This is a genomic window from Mycobacterium sp. OAS707 (assembly GCF_014873705.1).
Classification (GTDB): domain Bacteria; phylum Actinomycetota; class Actinomycetes; order Mycobacteriales; family Mycobacteriaceae; genus Mycobacterium.
Genome location: NZ_JADBDS010000002.1, coordinates 1,030,817 through 1,047,451 on the forward strand (window position 1 = coordinate 1,030,817; position 16,635 = coordinate 1,047,451).

Consider the following 16,635-nt stretch of genomic DNA (forward strand, 5'->3'; position numbering starts at 1 on the left):
GTCGGTACCTACCGGCGCCCCCGAGCGCGCGCGCAGCAGGCGCCGAAGCTGTGATGGCTTTTTGATGGATTTTTGGCGTTGAATGCGGTCGCCGTCACAGCAAGACTATTCGGCATGACCGCAGCCGCTCGCGCTACGCACTGCGCGTGGATCGATGAGGCCGACTTGCGCCTCGACGACTTCCGCGCACAGGTGTTGCGCATTACCGATCGCGCCGAGTACCCGATGGCGACCGATGTGCGAAGCAATGTGCTCGTCTACTCGGCGAGCACTGTCGCCAACGCAGACCGGCGAGCACTGCAATCGGAATTGATTCGGGCGCTTGCTGACGGGCCAGGCGTCGTGGTCTTCGAGGGTGCGTTCGACGCCGAAGTGGTCGATCGGACCAGCGACGCGTTCTTCGCGATCATCGAAGCGCAGCGCGCGGCGGGCACCGCGGCCGGTGACCACTTCGGCAAGCCCGGCGCCAACGACAGGATCTGGAACGCTGCGCAGAAGCTCGCGCTGCACGACCCGCATGTGTTCGCCGACTACTACGCCAACGACGCACTCGCTGTGGTCTGCCAGGCGTGGCTGGGTCCGCGGTATCAGGTCACCTCACAGGTCAACGTCGTCAATCCCGGTGGGCAACAACAGGTTCCGCATCGGGACTATCACCTCGGCTTCGTACCCGACGAGCACCTGACTGCCTACCCCGCCCATTTACATCGCACCTCGCCGGTGCTGACCTTGCAGGGCGCAGTCGCGCACTGCGATATGCCGGTCGAGAGCGGCCCGACGATGTTACTGCCGTTCTCACAGCAGTTCGAGGGCGGCTATCTGGCCTTCAACCGACCCGAATTCGTCGACTTCTTCGCCGAGCATCACGTCCAGCTGCCACTGGCCAAAGGCGACGCGGTGTTCTTCAATCCCGCGCTGTATCACGGTGCAGGATCGAATGTTTCGAGCCACCTTCGCCGGATGGCGAATCTGTTGCAGATCTCCTCACCGTTCGGTCGCGCGATGGAAGCGCTGGACCGCACCGCGATGGTGCGTGCGGTGTACCCCGCGCTGCTCGCGATGAAGGCTGCGGGCCGCCCGCAGCGCGAGCTGCTCAATGCGGTGGTGGCCACCGCCGAGGGCTACGCGTTTCCCACCAATCTGGACAGCGACCAGCCGATCGGCAGCCTGGCGCCACCCAGTCAGGTCGACACAGTGCTTTCGGCGTTGGCCGACGACCTCACCGCAGAACAACTCGATGTCGCGCTGCGCGACCAGGATGATCGGAGAATGCCATGACCACCCTCGGGGTAATCGGACTGGGCCGCATCGGCGCCTTCCACACCGAGACGTTGTCCGGCCTAGAGGGCGTCGACGGCCTCGTCGTCGCCGACGAGCGCGCCGATGTGGTCGCCGCCGTCGCCGCCAAACATGGTGCCAAACCGGCGGATTCGGTTGAGGAGCTGCTGTCCTCAGGCATCGACGGCGTCGTGGTGTCTGCGGCCACGCCCGCGCATGCGGAGCTGACGCTGGCCGCCGTGCACCGCGGTCTGCCGACCTTCTGCGAGAAGCCGATCGCCGCCACCGCAGCCGAGAGTGCCCGCGTCGCCGACGTGATCGCCCGGTCCGGTGTGCCGGTTCAGGTCGGCTACCAGAGGCGGTTCGACGCGGCGTTCGCCGCCGCCAAGCGCGCAGTCGACGACGGCTCACTGGGTCTGCTGCACACCGTGCGCAGCACGACGATGGATCCCGCTCCCCCACCGATGGAATACATCGCGGGTTCGGGTGGCATCTTCCGCGACTGCGCGGTACACGATTTCGATGTGTTGCGCTGGATCACCGGCCAGCAGGCTGTCGAGGTATACGCGACGGGCAGCGTGCAGGGCGACCCCCGGTTCACCGAATACGGCGACGTCGACACGGCCGCCGTCGTGGTGAGGTTCGATCAGGGCACGCTCGGCCTCATATCTGCGGCCCGCTACAACGGCCGCGGCTACGACTGCCGACTCGAGGTGCACGGTTTCCACGACACCGTGGTCGCCGGCTGGGACCAGGGCGCACCGGTGCGAAACGCCGACCCGGCCAACGAGTTTCCGACCGGGCCTGCGCACCATTTCTTCATGGATCGCTTCACCGACGCGTTCCGCGCCGAGTTGAGCGCGTTCGTCGACGTGGTCAACGGCACCGCCGCGCCTGCCTGCACGGTGGCCGACGCGGTCGAGGTGGCCTGGCTGGCCGAGGCCGCGACCGAATCACTTCGCCGGGGCACCCCGGTACGAATCGAAGAAGTGAGGTCATAGTGAAAATCGCTGGCGCACCGATTTCGTGGGGTGTGTGCGAGGTGCCGGGATGGGGCTATCAGCTCAGCCCACACCGCGTCCTCACAGAGATGCGCGACGTGGGTTTGGCCGCAACCGAACTCGGGCCAGAGGGATTCTTGCCCTCGGATCCGGGCGAGCTGACTGCGCTGCTCGACTCGTTCGGGCTCAGCTGTGTGGGCACGTTCGCACCGGTCCTGCTGCATGACGCCGAGCACGATCCACTGGCCGACATCGCAGGCCCGCTCGAGGCACTCTTGGCCTGCGGGGCCGATGTGCTGGTGCTGGCAGCCGCCACCGGCACGGACGGCTATGACTCCCGCCCGGCACTCGATGACGACCAATGGGCAACCCTGCTGGGCAATCTGGACCGGCTCGCGGCCGCGGCAGCCGACAAGGGTGTGCTCGCAGTGCTGCACCCCCACGTCGGCACGATGGTGGAGACGCGCGCCGACGTCGACCGCGTGCTCGCCGGTTCCCAGATCAAGCTGTGCCTCGATACCGGGCACCTGCTGATCGGCGGAACCGACCCGCTGCAGCTGGCCCGCGAGGTGCCTGACCGCATCGCGCACACTCACCTCAAGGATGTCGACGCCGCGCTGGCCGCCCGCGTCCAGTCCGGTGAGCTGACCTACACCGACGCGGTTCGCGAAGGGATGTACACCCCGCTCGGCAGCGGCGACGTCGACATCGCAGGCATCGTCACGGCGTTGCGCAGCAACGGCTTTGACGGCTGGTTCGTGATGGAGCAGGACACCATCCTCGACGGAGAGCCAGCCGACGAGGGACCGCTGCGCGACGTCCGGACCAGTGTCGAGTACATCAGCGAGGTGGGGCGGTCGGTTCCGGTATGAGGCCGAAGACGAGCGGGAGTCGAGCATGAGTCTGCGCATCGGGGTGCTCGGGGCGTCGCGGATCGCCGAGCTCGCGATCGTCGGACCCGCGCATGAGTTGGGCCACCGGCTGGTGGCCGTCGCGGCGCGTGACCCGCGACGAGCCGAGCTGTTCGCCGAAAAGCACGGTGTGGAACGGGTTTTGGCGACCTACACCGATGTCGTCAACGACCCCGAGGTCGACGCCGTTTACAACCCGCTGGCCAATGCGTTGCATGCGCCGTGGAATCTGGCGGCCGTCGCGGCGGGTAAACCGGTGCTGACCGAAAAGCCGTTCGCCCGTGACCGGGCAGAAGCGCAGCGGGTCGCCGCGGCCGCCGACGCCGCAGGCATCACTGTGATGGAGGGGTTTCATTACCTCTTTCATCCCGCCACCCGCCGCGCATTGGAACTGGCGGGTGACGGCACGCTCGGTGAGCTGGTGCACGTCGAAGCGCGGATGGCCATGCCGGCGCCAAGCGACGACGACCCGCGCTGGTCGCTGGAGTTGGCCGGTGGCGCGCTGATGGACCTGGGCTGCTACGGCCTTCACGTGATGCGGCGGCTTGGGCATCCGTCAATCGTCCGCGCCCACGCCGAACAACGCAGCCCCGGCGTAGATGCCTGGTGCGACGTCGATCTGGCGTTCCCGGGCGGCGCCACCGGCCTGAGCGCGAACTCGATGGTCGCCGACGACTACGCGTTCACCCTCCGCATCGTCGGTGCTCACGGAGATGTGTTGGTGCACAACTTCATCAAGCCACACGACGACGACCGCCTGACGATCAACACTCCGGACGGCACCACCGTCGAACGGCTTGGCACCCGGCCGTCGTACACCTATCAGCTCGAAGCGTTTGCCGCCCACGTGCAGAACGGCGCACCACTGCCACTGGATACAGCGGACGCGGTAGAGAACATGGCGTACATCGACGCCGCCTACCGCGCCGCCGGGATGTCGCCGCGCTAGACGATAGTGGTCTTGCCGTTGAGTCGGTTGGGCAGCTGCTCGCGCAGTTTCGTGCAGCTGCGCTCGGCCACGGCGGCAATGGTTTTGGACGGGTTTCGCCCGATGGCCCTCGGGATCACCGAACCGTCCATCACGAACAGATTGCGGTGATCAAACACCTCGCCCATGTGATTGGTCACCCCTGCTCCGGCGGCGGCGGCCATGTTGCACCCGCCCAGCGGGTGTGGTGTCACCAGCATTCGCAGGCGTTTCCAGGTGATCAACGGGATCGGCGTGCCCTCGGTCGCGAGCGTCATCGCGACATGGATGTCGTTGAACGTGTCCAGCGCGCTAGCCGATCCTTGCGGATTCCAATTCAGCTGTGTTCTGGCGCGCCAGAACTTGAACCTGCTCCGCATCGAGAATTCACCGTCAGCGGCGTCGATCGACTGGCCGAACCATGGGATCATGTGGTCGAAATCGGTGAGGTCACTGGCCTTCTGGTACAGCCGGCGCCGCAGTGCGCCCTTCTTCTCCCAGCGTCTCAGTAGATGCGCACCGAGATTCGGCAGGCCGCCGTCCTCGACGTAGATGCGTCCATCGAATCCGACCATGTCGTCGCCTGGCAGATCGACGCCATCGAGGAAGTCGATCACTCCGCCGATGGTGGGGCCCTTCGTGGGTTGCAGCGCGGAGCGTCCCTTGTAGCGGGCCAAGGTGAGGAAGTCGCCATTGGGACTCCAGCCCCTGCCCAGCGCACGGGGAAGATTCTTCAGCGTTCCGAATCCGTCGCGCGAGCGCAACAGGATCTCGGTCGAACCCAGCGATCCGGCCGCCAGAATGACGATCTTTCCGACGATCTCGCGCTTGCGGCGGCAACCGCCCCGGATGTCGAGATAGTGCACGCGCCACGCTCCGTTGGGCCCTTTCCCGATGTGCGTGACCATCGAGTGCGTCTTGATCTTGGCGCCGTTGCCCCTCGCGTTCTTGAGATAGTTCTTGTCGAGCGTGTTCTTGGCGTCGTTTTCGCAGCCGATCACACAGTTGCCGCAATGCACGCAGGTTCCGGTTGCGTATGCCCGCGCCGGCTCCCACGGATGGCCCTTCGTGGGGGGTGCCGCGTTGTCGAACGTCACCGCTAGCGGTAGCGGCCGATACCGGGCCTGTGCCCCCAACTTGCCGGCCGCTTTACTCAGCAGGTCCATCCTTGGGTTGAATTGACCCTCCGGAACAGGTTGCGGATTCAGCATTTTGCCGACGGCGGCGTAGTACGGCTCCAGTTCTTCGGCGGTGATCTCCGACGGCCACCCGCTGCGGAACACTCGGTCCGGCGCGTTCACACAGACGTTGGCGTAAATCAGGGAGCCACCGCCGACGCCTGCGCCGGTCGCCACCACCATCTGGTGAAAGAAACGGATGTCCAACCAGCCGTTGAGCCACTGCGGAATCCTGCTGGAATACAAGTAGTCCCACGGTCGTTGCGGCGTCATCTGTTCCGACCAGTCGCGACCACGTTCGAGCACCACCACTGAGCGGCCTTCGTCGGCAAGGTGGCAGGCGGCAACCGCGCCCCCGAATCCACTTCCGACGATCACGACGTCGGCAGGCTCGTCGGTCACCACCGACGGCCTTTGAGGTACGTGTTGACAAGTGACGACACGAAGAATCGGTAGAACGAGAACAGATGACGCAGTTTGTCGTACCACCTGACCTTGCCGGTGATCCTCATCGACAGGAGTTGACGCACGAAGTCCCGCAGGGTCAGCCGCAGAATGCCTGCGCCCACGGCTTGGCCGCGTTCGCCTGCGAGCGGGAACAACTGGACATGAAGCGTCGTGGTGGCGGGCCACAGGCGCCAGGGCGGCGACGGCTCCATGTACTTGCGGCCGCGCATGCAAAACGTTTGGTCACCTACGGAGATGATCGAGTCGTACACCATCTCGCGAACACCCTTTTCGTTCCTGATGGCACGCTGGAAGAGCCGGAAGTCACCGACTCCCGTACCCTCGATGTCGCCGCCGAGCACCGGGATCGAGCCCGCCGCCGACCAGCGGCCGCGATGACTCGGATCCCTAAGGAACGCAGGGAGATTCGGCACGTCGACAGTGACCTCGAGTCGCATTGCGATCGCCGCGTCGTCCTGGTAGCCCTTGCTGGGCTCCGTGCAGCCCATGGTGATCATGCCGCTCATCACTTCACCGAAGCGCAATCCCGGCCGGCCGAACAGCACCGTCTTGCGAACATCGGCGGAACTCGGCGCGTCGTAGCCGCCATCCGGGTCGGTTTCGATCGGCTGATCCGCGTGCATCACCATGGCTTCCGCAATTCATCGAGGATGAACGGGAACACGTCCCGGTTGGAGTACTGGCCGAGAAACACGTCGAGATGCCCGTAGCCGGCGAGCTTTTGGAATGTGTGTTTGCCCGGCTGATGGCGCTCGTAGTACTCGAACGTGCGCGCCATGCCGGCGGGCAAGAAGGTCTGGTTCCTGTCGCCTGTCATGAAGACGAAGCGCGCGTCGGTCTTCGGCGCTTCGGCGGTGAACAGCGGTGGCAGCTCGGAGTATTTCCCTGTCGATACCATCTCGCCCGCGGCCGAGGCGTCGGCGATATGTCCGTAGTACGTCATCGGCACCTGACCGAATTCGCCCTTGATCCATTCGTGGGTCTCGTCGTTGAGGTTCTCGTGGCGCCACAGGGTCGGGTGGCCGTAGCCATACATGAAGCTGGTGTGATTGCACACCCCGTTGTCGCATTCGTCATGGGTGGCCTTGACGTACCAGTCGAGGATCTTGGGCAACAGTCGCGGCGCATGCAATCCCCATTGCGGGTTGATGCCCGTGACCTTCTCAGCGTTCAAAAAGGCAACGGCCAGTGGCAGTTTCAGTCGGGCCTGCCACGGCATGACGGGGTGCAGGGCCGACGAATTCGAAATCACCATGGACACGTCCGGGAGCAGTCCGGCAGTGATCGCCATCATGAACGCGCAGGAACCCTGGCAGTGAATGAGAGCTTTGACGCTGCTCCTGCCGGTGTGCTTCAGCACCTCCGCGACCGCGCTCGGCATGTCGAGCACGGCGGCGTCGTCGAGTGTGTACCTGACGGCGGGCAGGTCGATGCTGGAGCGCCAGTTGAGCATCCATAGGTCAAACCCATTCTTGGTCAACTGCTTCAGCAGATTGTCCGTCGGCGGATTCCAGAGGTTGGCACGGGTGCCCGTGCCGGCGACCATCAGCAGCGGTTCCCCGTCGCCGGGCAGGTGCTTGAAATTGAGCATGAGACCGTCCCGCGCGCGGAACTCGATGGTCTCGAAGCGGTCATGCGGGATCGGCTCGAGCGAGTCGGGCGCCAGGGTCGTCGATTTGACCTGCCCATTTGCACTGACCATCTGCCCCCCTGCACATACCCGGTTGCCGAGCTACAGCGTGCTCGGCGAACGCGGGGGTGTCTTGCGTAGTCCGGTACTCGTTTTTGCCGCCGCGACGACCTCGGCCAGCAGGGTGCGGTCGGCGACGTTGAGTTTCATGCAGGCGCGATAGATATGTCCCTCGACCGTGCGCACCGAAACGGACAACCGCTCGGCGATGGCCTTGTTGGTCATCCCCTCCGACACCATGATCGCGATCTCGAGTTCTCGCCCGGTCAGCGGCAACGGATTCAGCACCTGATCGAGCGCGGGCGTCGATGCACCGCCTGCGAGTTCGGCGGCGCGGGCCATGGCCTCCACCTCACCCTTGCGCTCGTGGCGGGCGGCGAACACCTTGGCCGCCTGCGCTGCTGCGTCGGCCGCTGCGCACTTCATCCCGAGCTCGGCGAGTTCGCTTGCGACAGTTGTCAATCCGTCGGCGTCACCGGCGGCCAGCGCCCTCCCGTGGGCCAACGCGGCCCTGCCTGCGACGCAGTCGAGGCCTGCGGCCACCCGCGCGATGGCATCGGCGGCCGTGGTATCGCCGAGCCGAACGGCCTCGTGCAATGCCTGCAGGGCGACCGCCAGCTGTCCCGACCGCTCCGCGATCCGGGCCGCATCGCGCGCCGCGCTGATCGCACCGGTCATGTTGCGGCCGGCGGCCAGCGTCCACGCCCGTCCAAGCGCCAACTCGGGCGCATACAGTTCCGACCGCAGACTGTGCCGAGATTCTGCGCGCGCCAAGATCTCTGCCGATCCCGCCGCGTCGCCCTGCTGACCGAGCGCCTGCGCCAAATACATCAGCGCGAGCGGGCCCCACGAGTAGCCGGTCTCCGACAGCGCGGCAGCGGATTGACGCAGCAGCGACGTCGCGAGGTCGAACTCCCCCGACGCGATCAAGGTCCGCGCGAGGAGGACTTCGCCGATCGCACGACCCGGCTGCTGCAATTCGGAGAACTCCATGAAGTGGCGCGCCAGTCGCTGTGCATGCACCACGCTTTTGGTCATCAGCAGCGTGGTGATCTCGCCGAGCCCAATCGTGAACCGCAGCAGGCCGGGATGCGGTGTGGCCAGGCCCCGTTCGGCCAACGGGCCGACGTCGTCGAACCTGCCCATGCGGGCGCTCGACAACGCCGCGGTGGCCGCCGCCCATGCGACCGCGAGGTCCTGGCTGGCTGAGGAATCGAGCACCTCGCCTGCGATCTCGACCGCTCGCCGCGGATCGCCGGAGTTCATCGCGAACGTCGCGACCAACGCGTCGAGGGTGGCCACGGCCGCGGGCTCCGATATGCGGTCACGCATCGCGTACAGGAAATCGACAGCCGCCTCGGGCTGGTCGAGCATCCAGAACTGGTTGGCCGCCTTCGGCAGCGTCCACGCGGTGAGGTCCCACTCCGAAAGGCTGTCGGGCTCGACGGGGTTCAGCACGTCGTCGGCATCGGGACCCCTGCCAAGCCAGGACAGGGCGTGTGCGAGCGGCAGCCTCGCGGAGAGGCCGCCCGACCGGTCGAGGGCGCTTTGCGCCAGGCGCTCCCCGAGCAACAGGTCGCCCAGCCGCATGGCTTCCCACGACGAGGTGACCACATCGTCGACGGGGGGCGGCGTATCGCTTTCGATCGCCAACGCAGCCAACCGCAATCTGGCGCTGACGTGCTCGATCGGCGTCGACGACAATTGCGCGACCAGTTGGGTACGCAGCCGACGGGTGGCGATCTGACCAAGCGATGCCCGCACCTGCTCGGCATAGAGCGGATGCGCCGAGTGCACGACCAGGTCGTCGCCACGCTTGACGACCTCGATGACGCGCAGGTCCTCGGCCTCCTCCAGGGCGTCGCGGCCCGCGAGTTCGGTCAAATCCCGCAGGCTCAGCGGCTCCTCGACCGCCAGATACTCCAGTACCGACGTCACCGAGGAGGGCAGCGCCTCGAGACGACGGCCAATCAATGCCGACAGTTCGGCCGACAGCCCGATATGGCCGCGCAATTGCCAAACGCCGTCGACTTCGCGCAATGCTCCCGAGTCAATCGCGCTTTCTGTCAGATGACGCAAATAGAGCGGATTTCCCTGGCTGGCGGAAAATACCTCGTCCGCGCTGGACGTCTCCATCGGCCCGCCGAGGACAGCTTCCAGCAAACTTTTTGTCTGTGGACAGTCGAACGGCTCGATGTCCATCCGGTCGAGCAGCCGGTCTTTCCACAGCGACGTGATGGCATCGGGCGCGGACTCACCGGTCCTGACGGTGATCACGAACCGCGCCGACCCGGTCAGCGCCAGCTGATGCACCAGTGTCGCGGACAGATTGTCCAGGTGATGGGCGTCGTCGATGGCAAGGAGCAGACCCTGGCCGCCATGCTGCAGCAGCGAAGCGCGGGCCGACCGCAGCAGCGTCGGAGAATCGCCGACACCGGCGACGTCCACCAGATGGCTGAATGCGCCGAACGGGATCTGGCTGGCCGATGCGGTGCCTGCGAGCCACTGGACGGATACACCGCCGTGTCGTTGAGCAAATCGCTCGACGGCGTGCCGGGCAAGCACCGTTTTGCCAACTCCGGCCGAACCCGCAAGCACCGCACCGAGGCGGTTCTTGCTTTTCAGGGTCGACTCCAAAAGGCCCAGCGACTGCCCGCGCGGAATCGTGCGCCATTCCATGGCCATTGGCGAATCCTATGACGGGCGATCGGTTTTCTCCCTGTATACGAGCAAACTGTCGCGGAGCACGGCTGCCCGCCGTGATCTGCAGTAGCTCAAAACAGGTAGTGGACTACGCGTGTTTTGCGGGTCCGGGGATCCCTAGCCTGCAGGTGCGGAGCAAACTCCGCGAACTTCCGGGGGAGGACAGGAGATGGACGGTTGGGCGCAGCAGGATTCCTCGCTCGTGCGGGTGCAGCGGCGCTCGCCCTCGGGATAGCGATCGCGATGCCCGCGCCCCCTGCGCTGAACTCCGCGCCGGAACAGATCCCAGCTTCGGCAGGCTGGACCGGGGTGATCTCGGCCATCCTCGTGGCGTTGGGGCGCCGACCTTCGATGGGCGGCGGTTCCGGGTCGATGCCGGGTCTGACGCGCGCCGGGCGGATGCGCTCGATTTTCCGGCGTCGGGAACGCTGCTCGTCGACGGCGGTCGCGCCGGTCCGCACACCCGACGTCGACGAGGCACGAAGCGCCGCGGTGCAGACGGTGGCCGGTATCGGCCCGGTGTGCGACATCGCGCTGTCGCCGGGCGGGCGCTACGCCTACGTTGCGTCGCATCGGGACACCTCGGGTGTCGACGCATGCTCGGTCGACGTCGTCGACACCGCAACCAACGCGGTGATCAAGACGATCGTTCTTTCGGAGGTCAGCCCGACAAGCCTTGCGACCAGCCCTGATTCGTCGAGGTTGTATGTCGCCGACCGCAACGCCGCTGCCATCCGCGTCGTGGACATCGCCGAGGGCAGCGCCACCCGCAACCGCGTGGTCGACTCGCTTCGGCTCGAGGGCACGCTACCCGTCGGCTTCGGTACGCCAACCTCAATTGCCCTCAGCCCCAACGGGTCACGACTGTATGCACAGATGACCGATCCGGCGGTACTCATCGTGGACCCCGACACTCGCGTGTTGGTCGGCACCGTCGCGGGTGGCGATTCGATTGCGATGTTTGCCGCAGGTGAGCGCATCTACATCTGCGCCGACGATCGGCTCGGGCAAACCAACGTCACGGCGGGAGTGGTGATCCTGGACGCCGACACCGGCGTCGAGCTCGGCTCGTTCGGTCTCAACGACGCGCCCGCCTTCATCAGTCAACCCATCCTCGCGGGCGGCAGCGGCCAGTTGTATCTCGACATCGACGATCTCGACGGCCGACTCGAAGTGGTGGACACGTCGTCGCTGAATGTGGTGGCGCGGATAAAGATTGACGCCTCGGTGGACCGGGGGCTGCGCAGCATCCCGGCCGCCGCGGCGTTGAGTCCCGACGGTGGTTGTCTGTATGTGGCCAACCAGGGTGTGCGCTCGTCGTCGGAGGAGGCGACCGAGGTCGGCTGGATTTCAGTGGTCGACACCCACCTCAACGAGGTCGTCGACGACATCGCTTTACCCGAGACCGACGAACGCCAGGGCGCCAATCCGCAATTCATCGTGATCAGCCCGGCAGGCGATCGGTTGGTGGTCGTCAACGAGTATGGGATCGCGTCGATCATCGACGTCGCATCCAGGGCCGTCGTCAGCACTGTGACACTTGGACGACCGACGGACCAGCCGCGGGTGGTCACCGTCAATCCCGCACGCAACGCCGTCTACGTCGGGGGCGATGCGGGGTTATCCGTGATTCCGCTGTAGCTGCCGCGGGTCGCTTTCGTCGGACGCGCGGCGCTCATGCCACCGCAGCCGCAGCAGCAAGAGGTGACGGTGCGCCCGGAACCCCGCAGACAGCGGGTCACGCCACGCCGGCGTGTGCGCTTTCGCTTCAGGTTCTGTGTGCACGTTGCCATTGTGCCGTCTTTGTGCAGCGGGTGCCGCGCTGCCATGCTGCCGCGCAGGTGAACGGCTTTATAACGTTTGTCACGACGCGTTGAGGAGCAGGGTCGGTTATGCGTCTTTACCACGCAGTTCGTGGGACAGCGCCTCCAATTCGTCGCCGCCGGCCATCTCCTGGGTCAGGTGTTCGAGCGTGATGTCGTCGTACGTGCAATCCAGCTTCTGACGACCGCGGTTGAGCAGCACGAAGTGGTCGCCGACCATATGCGCGTGATGCGGATTGTGCGTAATGAACACCACACCGAAGCCTGCCTCCTTCGCGGCGGTGATGTACTTCAGCACCACCCCGGACTGCTTCACGCCGAGCGCGGCCGTCGGCTCGTCCAGGATCAACACTCGCGCACCGAAGAACACCGCACGGGCGATGGCGACGCATTGGCGCTGACCGCCCGACAGCGAACCGATCGGCACATCGACGTCGGGAAGATCGATGCCCATCTTGTGAAGCTCGCTCAACGTCGTCGCACGCATCGCGTTGGAATCGAGCGACCACGGGAAGCCTTTCTTCCGGATCTCCTGACCGAGGAAGAAGTTGCGCCACACCGGCATCAGCGGCACGACAGCGAGGTTCTGGTAGACCGTCGCGATGCCCTTGGCCAGTGAGTCCTTCGGCGAGTTGAAGGTCATCGGTTCGCCGTCGACCAGCAGCTCACCTTCGGTCTGCGGGTGGTAACCGGCGATGATCTTGATCAGCGTCGACTTGCCTGCGCCGTTGTCGCCGAGGATTCCGGTCACCTCACCGGCGTGTACACGCAGCGAAATGTCTTTCAGCGCCGTGATATTGCCGTATGACTTGCTGATGTTCTTCATCTCGACCAGCGGCACCTTGCCGCCCGACGGGGCGTCATGCACTGGACGATCCACTGTCGCGGTCATCGGTCACCTCTTCGCGGCGTAGTTACGGAAGGCGTTGTTGGCGATCACCGCGAACAGCAGCATCCCGCCAAGGAAGAACTTGAACCAGTCGGGGTTCCAGCCCGCGTAGACGATGCCCTGGTTCACCATGCCGAAAATGAACGCGCCGATCGCGGCACCGATCGCGGTGCCGTAGCCGCCCGTGAGCAGGCAGCCGCCGATGACCGCGGCAATGATGTACAGGAACTCGTTGCCAACGCCCTGGCCCGACTGCACGGTGTTGAACGCGAACAACAGATGCATGCCGACAAACCAGGCCGAGAAGCCGACGAACATGAACAGGCCGATCTTGACTGCGGTGACCGGCACACCGACCGCGCGCGCACTTTCCTGGTCGCCACCGACAGCGAAGATCCAGTTGCCGACCTTCGTCTTGAACAGCACATAGGTTGCGACAGCGGTGAACAGCAGCCACCACACCACCGTGATGCGGACACTGACGCTGCCGATCGAGAACGACGACGAGAACACCGCCTTTGCCGAATCCCAGCCTTCCATGTCCGACACGCTCGGTGTGGCGACTTGGCCCGAAATCAGCTTGGTGACTGCGAGATTGATGCCAGTGATCATCAGGAACGTACTCAGCGTGATCAAGAAGCTGGGGATCTTGGTCTTCATCACCAGGTAGCCGTTGAGGAACCCGACACCGAGGGCGAGGATCAACCCCAGCACAGCGCCAAGCCACAGGTTGAGGTGCAGGTTGTAGGCCAGCATCGAGGCGGCCAGTGAACTGAATGTCACTGCGACACCGGATGACAGGTCGAATTCACCACCGATCATCAGCAGCGCGACCGCGCATGCCATGATCCCGATCGTCGAGCTGGCATACAGCACGGTGGCCAGCGCTTCCGGGCTTCGGAACGGCGGCGCCACGATCGTGAAGAAGACGAAGATCGCGATCGCGCCGATCAGAGCGCCCATCTCGGGACGAATCAGCAAGCGCTGTACACGGTTTCGTTCCTTGACGCGTTCGTCGTGTACGACTTTGCGTTGGCTGAGGTCGACCTCGGCCTGGGTACTCATCAGCGCGTTCCGTTCTTCGCGTACTGGGAGATGGCATCGATGTTGGATTTCTCGATGAACGCCGGCCCGGTCAGTGTCGGCTGACCACCGCCGATCACGTTGCCGTTGTTGAGGTACAGCCACAACGAGTCGACCGCCAGGTAACCCTGAAGGAACGGCTGCTGGTCGACGGCCCACTGCACATCTCCGCTCTTGATCGCGTCGACGAGCGCGGCATTGGTGTCGAACGTGCCGATCTTGGCCTTACTGCCGGCGTTCTTCGCGGACTGCACGGCGGTGAGCGCGAACGGGGCGCCGAGCGTAACGATGTAGTCGATGCTCGGATCCTGTTGCAGCTTGGCGGTGATCGTCGACTCGACGGACGGCATGTCCTTGCCGTTGACGTTCAGGTTCTCGGTGGCCGCGAAGGTGTTCTTCAGGCCGGCGCAGCGCGCCTCCAGGTCGACGTGACCCTGTTCCTGGATCACGCAGATCGCCTTCTTGGCGCCTTCCTTGGTGAGCCGGTCGCCTGCGCTCTGACCGGCGATATAGCCGTCCTGGCCGAAGTACTCTTTGACACCCATCGCCTGCCAGTCCTTGAGGCCGGCATTGAACGCGACAACGGGAATGCCCTTCGCTTCGGCAGCCTGCACGGCAGCGCGCATCGCGTCGGGTTTGGCCAGAGTGACCGCGATGCCCTTCACGCCGCTGTCCACCGCGGTCTGCACCAGGTTGGCCTGGTTCGGCGCCTCGGGATCGTTGGAGTAGCGCAGCTCGATGTTGTCCTTCTTCGCAGCGGCTTCCGCACCCTTGCGAATCAGATCCCAGAACGAGTCGCCAGGCACCTCATGCGTGATCATCGCGATGGTGGCTCGCGGCGTGTCCGCGGTGCCGCCGCCCATTCCCCCGCCGTTGTCCTGCGGCTTTCCGCCAGTGTTCGAACAGGATGCAATCCCCACCACGAGCACGCTCGCTCCGGCGATCGCCGCGAGCCGGCTGAACCTCATTGTTTCTCCTCGCTCTTGAGTGCGGCGCGGTACGCCCGCTTGGCTCGATGTAATACGGCTCACAGCTGAAAGTCAATACTTTGTCCTGACATTAGGACCGCACATCAAATGCTAGGGTCGTCCCTGCTGGTCAGAGCGAGGGAGATGACAAAGCCATGAGTGACTTCGAGCTTGCGGTCTGTTCGGAAATGGTCTTCACAGAGTTGCCGATCGTCGAACGGATCCGGCGCATCCACGAGTTGGGCTTTGCCGTGGAGATCTGGAGCTGGCACGACAAAGACCTCGAAGCGCTCGCGGCGACCGGAGCCCGATTCACCTCGATGACGGGGTATCTCCATGGGGATCTCATCGACCCTTCGACCGCGGACGAGGTCGTACGCACGGCCGAGCTATCGATCAAAGCCGCTGAGACACTTGGTGTTACGCGGCTCAACCTGCACACTGCCGAGCTGGTCGACGGCAAGGCGGCCCGCCCGCGGTTCCGCGCCGACGGCGAAATGTGGGCCACCGCGCTGCGCACACTCGCGCGCATCGGTGAACTCGGCGCCGCGGCGGACGTCACGTTCTGCGTGGAGAACCTCAACACGATCGTCGATCATCCCGGTGTCCCGCTGGCCCGCGCCAAGGACACGCTGGCGTTGGTGGAAGGCGTCGGTCATCCGAACGTGAAGATGATGCTCGACCTGTACCACGCGCAGATCGGCGAGGGGAATCTGATCGAACTGCTGCGCCGTTGCGGCGACGCGATCGGCGAGATTCAGGTCGCCGACGTCCCCGGCCGCTGCGAGCCCGGCACCGGCGAAATAAACTACCCGGCGATCGCGAAAGCGTTGCGCGACATGGGTTTCAGCGGCACGGTCGGCATGGAGGCGTGGGCTTCCGGTGACAGCGTCGCGGCGCTGGAAGCATTCCGGGCCGCGTTCAGCTCCTAGCGGTCCACCAGCGTGGTGTCGAAGTAGTACCGCGAAGCGCGGTAGCAGTGCGTGCCGAATTCGACCGCCGTGCCGGAGTCGTCGAACGCGGTGCGCGCCATGGTCAACAGCGGCGCGTTGGGTTTCTCGTCCAGCAGCCGGGCTTCGGCTCGGCTGGCGCCGCGTGCACCGATGCGCTGGCGCGCCAACCGGATGTGCACACCGCGCGCCCGCAGCGACTGGTACAGCCCGTTGCTCTCCAGCTCGTCGGCATCCGGCGCGATCTCGGCGGGCAGATGATTGATCATCACCGCAAGCGGCTCGCCGTTGGCACAGCGCAGGCGATGAATCGAGACCACCTCACGGTCGGCGGCAAGGTTGAGCTCGCTGGCGACCTCTTCCTCGGGGGGACCCACCCGGTAGTCGAGCAGTTGGGTGGTCGGCTCCTGCCCGGCGCGGGCGAGGTCGTCGAACAGACTGGTCAGCTCCACTCTGCGATGCACGGGATTCTGGACCACCTGTGTGCCCACTCCCCGCTTGCGCACCAGCAGGCCCTTGTCGACCAATTCCTGGATCGCACGCCGAGTCGTCGGTCGGGACAGGGTCAGCCGCTTTGCCAGCGCCAGTTCGTTTTCGAAGCGATCACCCGGCGCCAGTTCCCCGTCGCGGATCGCAGCCTCGATGGCTTGAGCGAGCTGATAGTAGAGGGGAACAGGGCTGGACCTGTCGAGCTCCACCGTCAGGGGCACGTCGTCTCCGATCTCC

At 65.2% G+C, this 16,635-nt stretch carries 14 protein-coding genes; 6 read left to right on the plus strand and 8 right to left on the minus strand.

Annotated elements, in window-relative coordinates:
* The first annotated feature begins 114 nt into the window (after window positions 1-114).
* Genes GGC64_RS15805 through GGC64_RS15820 form a run of 4 tightly spaced genes read left to right on the plus strand, consistent with a single transcriptional unit; the run spans window position 115 to window position 4,139 of the window.
* Window positions 115-1,278, plus strand: a complete 1,164-nt coding sequence (locus tag GGC64_RS15805) for a phytanoyl-CoA dioxygenase family protein (RefSeq protein ID WP_192723428.1) — start codon at window positions 115-117, stop codon at window positions 1,276-1,278.
* Window positions 1,275-2,279 (plus strand): Gfo/Idh/MocA family oxidoreductase, encoded by a 1,005-nt coding sequence (locus GGC64_RS15810; protein ID WP_192723429.1) that lies wholly within the window; start codon window positions 1,275-1,277, stop codon window positions 2,277-2,279. The genes GGC64_RS15805 and GGC64_RS15810 overlap by 4 nt, the downstream gene beginning before the upstream one ends.
* Window positions 2,279-3,151 carry a sugar phosphate isomerase/epimerase gene (locus tag GGC64_RS15815; RefSeq protein ID WP_192723430.1) on the plus strand — a complete coding sequence of 291 codons (873 nt, stop codon included), beginning with the start codon at window positions 2,279-2,281 and terminating at the stop codon, window positions 3,149-3,151. The genes GGC64_RS15810 and GGC64_RS15815 overlap by 1 nt, the downstream gene beginning before the upstream one ends.
* Window positions 3,152-3,176: 25 nt before the next feature.
* Window positions 3,177-4,139, plus strand: a complete 963-nt coding sequence (locus GGC64_RS15820; RefSeq protein ID WP_192723431.1) for a Gfo/Idh/MocA family protein — start codon at window positions 3,177-3,179, stop codon at window positions 4,137-4,139.
* Here the strand turns inward: GGC64_RS15820 and GGC64_RS35310 are convergent.
* Genes GGC64_RS35310 through GGC64_RS15840 form a run of 4 tightly spaced genes read right to left on the minus strand, consistent with a single transcriptional unit; the run spans window position 4,136 to window position 10,178 of the window.
* Window positions 4,136-5,737: a GMC family oxidoreductase gene (locus tag GGC64_RS35310; RefSeq protein WP_192723432.1), complete on the minus strand. Its 1,602-nt coding sequence runs from the start codon at window positions 5,735-5,737 to the stop codon at window positions 4,136-4,138. The genes GGC64_RS15820 and GGC64_RS35310 overlap by 4 nt on opposite strands.
* Window positions 5,734-6,432, minus strand: a complete 699-nt coding sequence (locus tag GGC64_RS15830; protein ID WP_192723433.1) for a hypothetical protein — start codon at window positions 6,430-6,432, stop codon at window positions 5,734-5,736. Before GGC64_RS15830 ends, GGC64_RS35310 begins: the two co-directional genes overlap by 4 nt.
* Window positions 6,426-7,505: a hypothetical protein gene (locus GGC64_RS15835; RefSeq protein ID WP_192723434.1), complete on the minus strand. Its 1,080-nt coding sequence runs from the start codon at window positions 7,503-7,505 to the stop codon at window positions 6,426-6,428. Before GGC64_RS15835 ends, GGC64_RS15830 begins: the two co-directional genes overlap by 7 nt.
* A gap of 30 nt (window positions 7,506-7,535) precedes the next feature.
* Complete coding sequence (locus GGC64_RS15840; protein ID WP_192723435.1) at window positions 7,536-10,178, minus strand: LuxR family transcriptional regulator; 2,643 nt, start codon at window positions 10,176-10,178, stop codon at window positions 7,536-7,538.
* Between the two features lie 195 nt (window positions 10,179-10,373).
* On the opposite strand from GGC64_RS15840, the gene GGC64_RS15845 reads away from it, so the two are divergent.
* On the plus strand, window positions 10,374-11,837 hold the full coding sequence (locus tag GGC64_RS15845) for a YncE family protein (protein ID WP_192723436.1): 1,464 nt from the start codon (window positions 10,374-10,376) through the stop codon (window positions 11,835-11,837).
* 249 nt (window positions 11,838-12,086) lie between these two features.
* Here the strand turns inward: GGC64_RS15845 and GGC64_RS15850 are convergent, their stop codons facing one another.
* Genes GGC64_RS15850 through GGC64_RS15860 form a run of 3 tightly spaced genes read right to left on the minus strand, consistent with a single transcriptional unit; the run spans window position 12,087 to window position 14,959 of the window.
* A complete protein-coding gene (locus GGC64_RS15850; protein ID WP_192723437.1) occupies window positions 12,087-12,911 on the minus strand; it encodes an ATP-binding cassette domain-containing protein in 825 nt (274 codons plus the stop codon).
* 3 nt (window positions 12,912-12,914) lie between these two features.
* On the minus strand, window positions 12,915-13,973 hold the full coding sequence (locus GGC64_RS15855) for an ABC transporter permease (RefSeq protein ID WP_192723438.1): 1,059 nt from the start codon (window positions 13,971-13,973) through the stop codon (window positions 12,915-12,917).
* Window positions 13,973-14,959, minus strand: coding sequence for a substrate-binding domain-containing protein (locus GGC64_RS15860; RefSeq protein ID WP_192723439.1), 987 nt, complete (start codon window positions 14,957-14,959; stop codon window positions 13,973-13,975). The genes GGC64_RS15855 and GGC64_RS15860 overlap by 1 nt, the downstream gene beginning before the upstream one ends.
* Window positions 14,960-15,114: 155 nt before the next feature.
* On the opposite strand from GGC64_RS15860, the gene GGC64_RS15865 reads away from it, so the two are divergent.
* Window positions 15,115-15,891 carry a TIM barrel protein gene (locus GGC64_RS15865; protein WP_192723440.1) on the plus strand — a complete coding sequence of 259 codons (777 nt, stop codon included), beginning with the start codon at window positions 15,115-15,117 and terminating at the stop codon, window positions 15,889-15,891.
* Here GGC64_RS15865 and GGC64_RS15870 read toward each other — a convergent pair.
* The gene (locus GGC64_RS15870; protein ID WP_192723441.1) at window positions 15,888-16,619 is read right to left on the minus strand and encodes a GntR family transcriptional regulator; all 732 of its coding nucleotides are present in this window, start codon (window positions 16,617-16,619) and stop codon (window positions 15,888-15,890) included. The genes GGC64_RS15865 and GGC64_RS15870 overlap by 4 nt on opposite strands.
* Between the last annotated feature and the right edge of the window lie 16 nt (window positions 16,620-16,635).

Coding starts and splice junctions, on each gene's coding strand:
- GGC64_RS15820 (WP_192723431.1), top strand. CDS start 3,177: ATGAGTCTGCGCATCGGGGTGCTCGGGGCGTCGCGGATCGCCGAGCTC.
- GGC64_RS15860 (WP_192723439.1), bottom strand. CDS start 14,959: ATGAGGTTCAGCCGGCTCGCGGCGATCGCCGGAGCGAGCGTGCTCGTG.
- GGC64_RS15840 (WP_192723435.1), bottom strand. CDS start 10,178: ATGGCCATGGAATGGCGCACGATTCCGCGCGGGCAGTCGCTGGGCCTT.
- GGC64_RS15835 (WP_192723434.1), bottom strand. CDS start 7,505: ATGGTCAGTGCAAATGGGCAGGTCAAATCGACGACCCTGGCGCCCGAC.
- GGC64_RS15830 (WP_192723433.1), bottom strand. CDS start 6,432: ATGGTGATGCACGCGGATCAGCCGATCGAAACCGACCCGGATGGCGGC.
- GGC64_RS15850 (WP_192723437.1), bottom strand. CDS start 12,911: ATGACCGCGACAGTGGATCGTCCAGTGCATGACGCCCCGTCGGGCGGC.
- GGC64_RS15865 (WP_192723440.1), top strand. CDS start 15,115: ATGAGTGACTTCGAGCTTGCGGTCTGTTCGGAAATGGTCTTCACAGAG.
- GGC64_RS15855 (WP_192723438.1), bottom strand. CDS start 13,973: ATGAGTACCCAGGCCGAGGTCGACCTCAGCCAACGCAAAGTCGTACAC.
- GGC64_RS15810 (WP_192723429.1), top strand. CDS start 1,275: ATGACCACCCTCGGGGTAATCGGACTGGGCCGCATCGGCGCCTTCCAC.
- GGC64_RS15805 (WP_192723428.1), top strand. CDS start 115: ATGACCGCAGCCGCTCGCGCTACGCACTGCGCGTGGATCGATGAGGCC.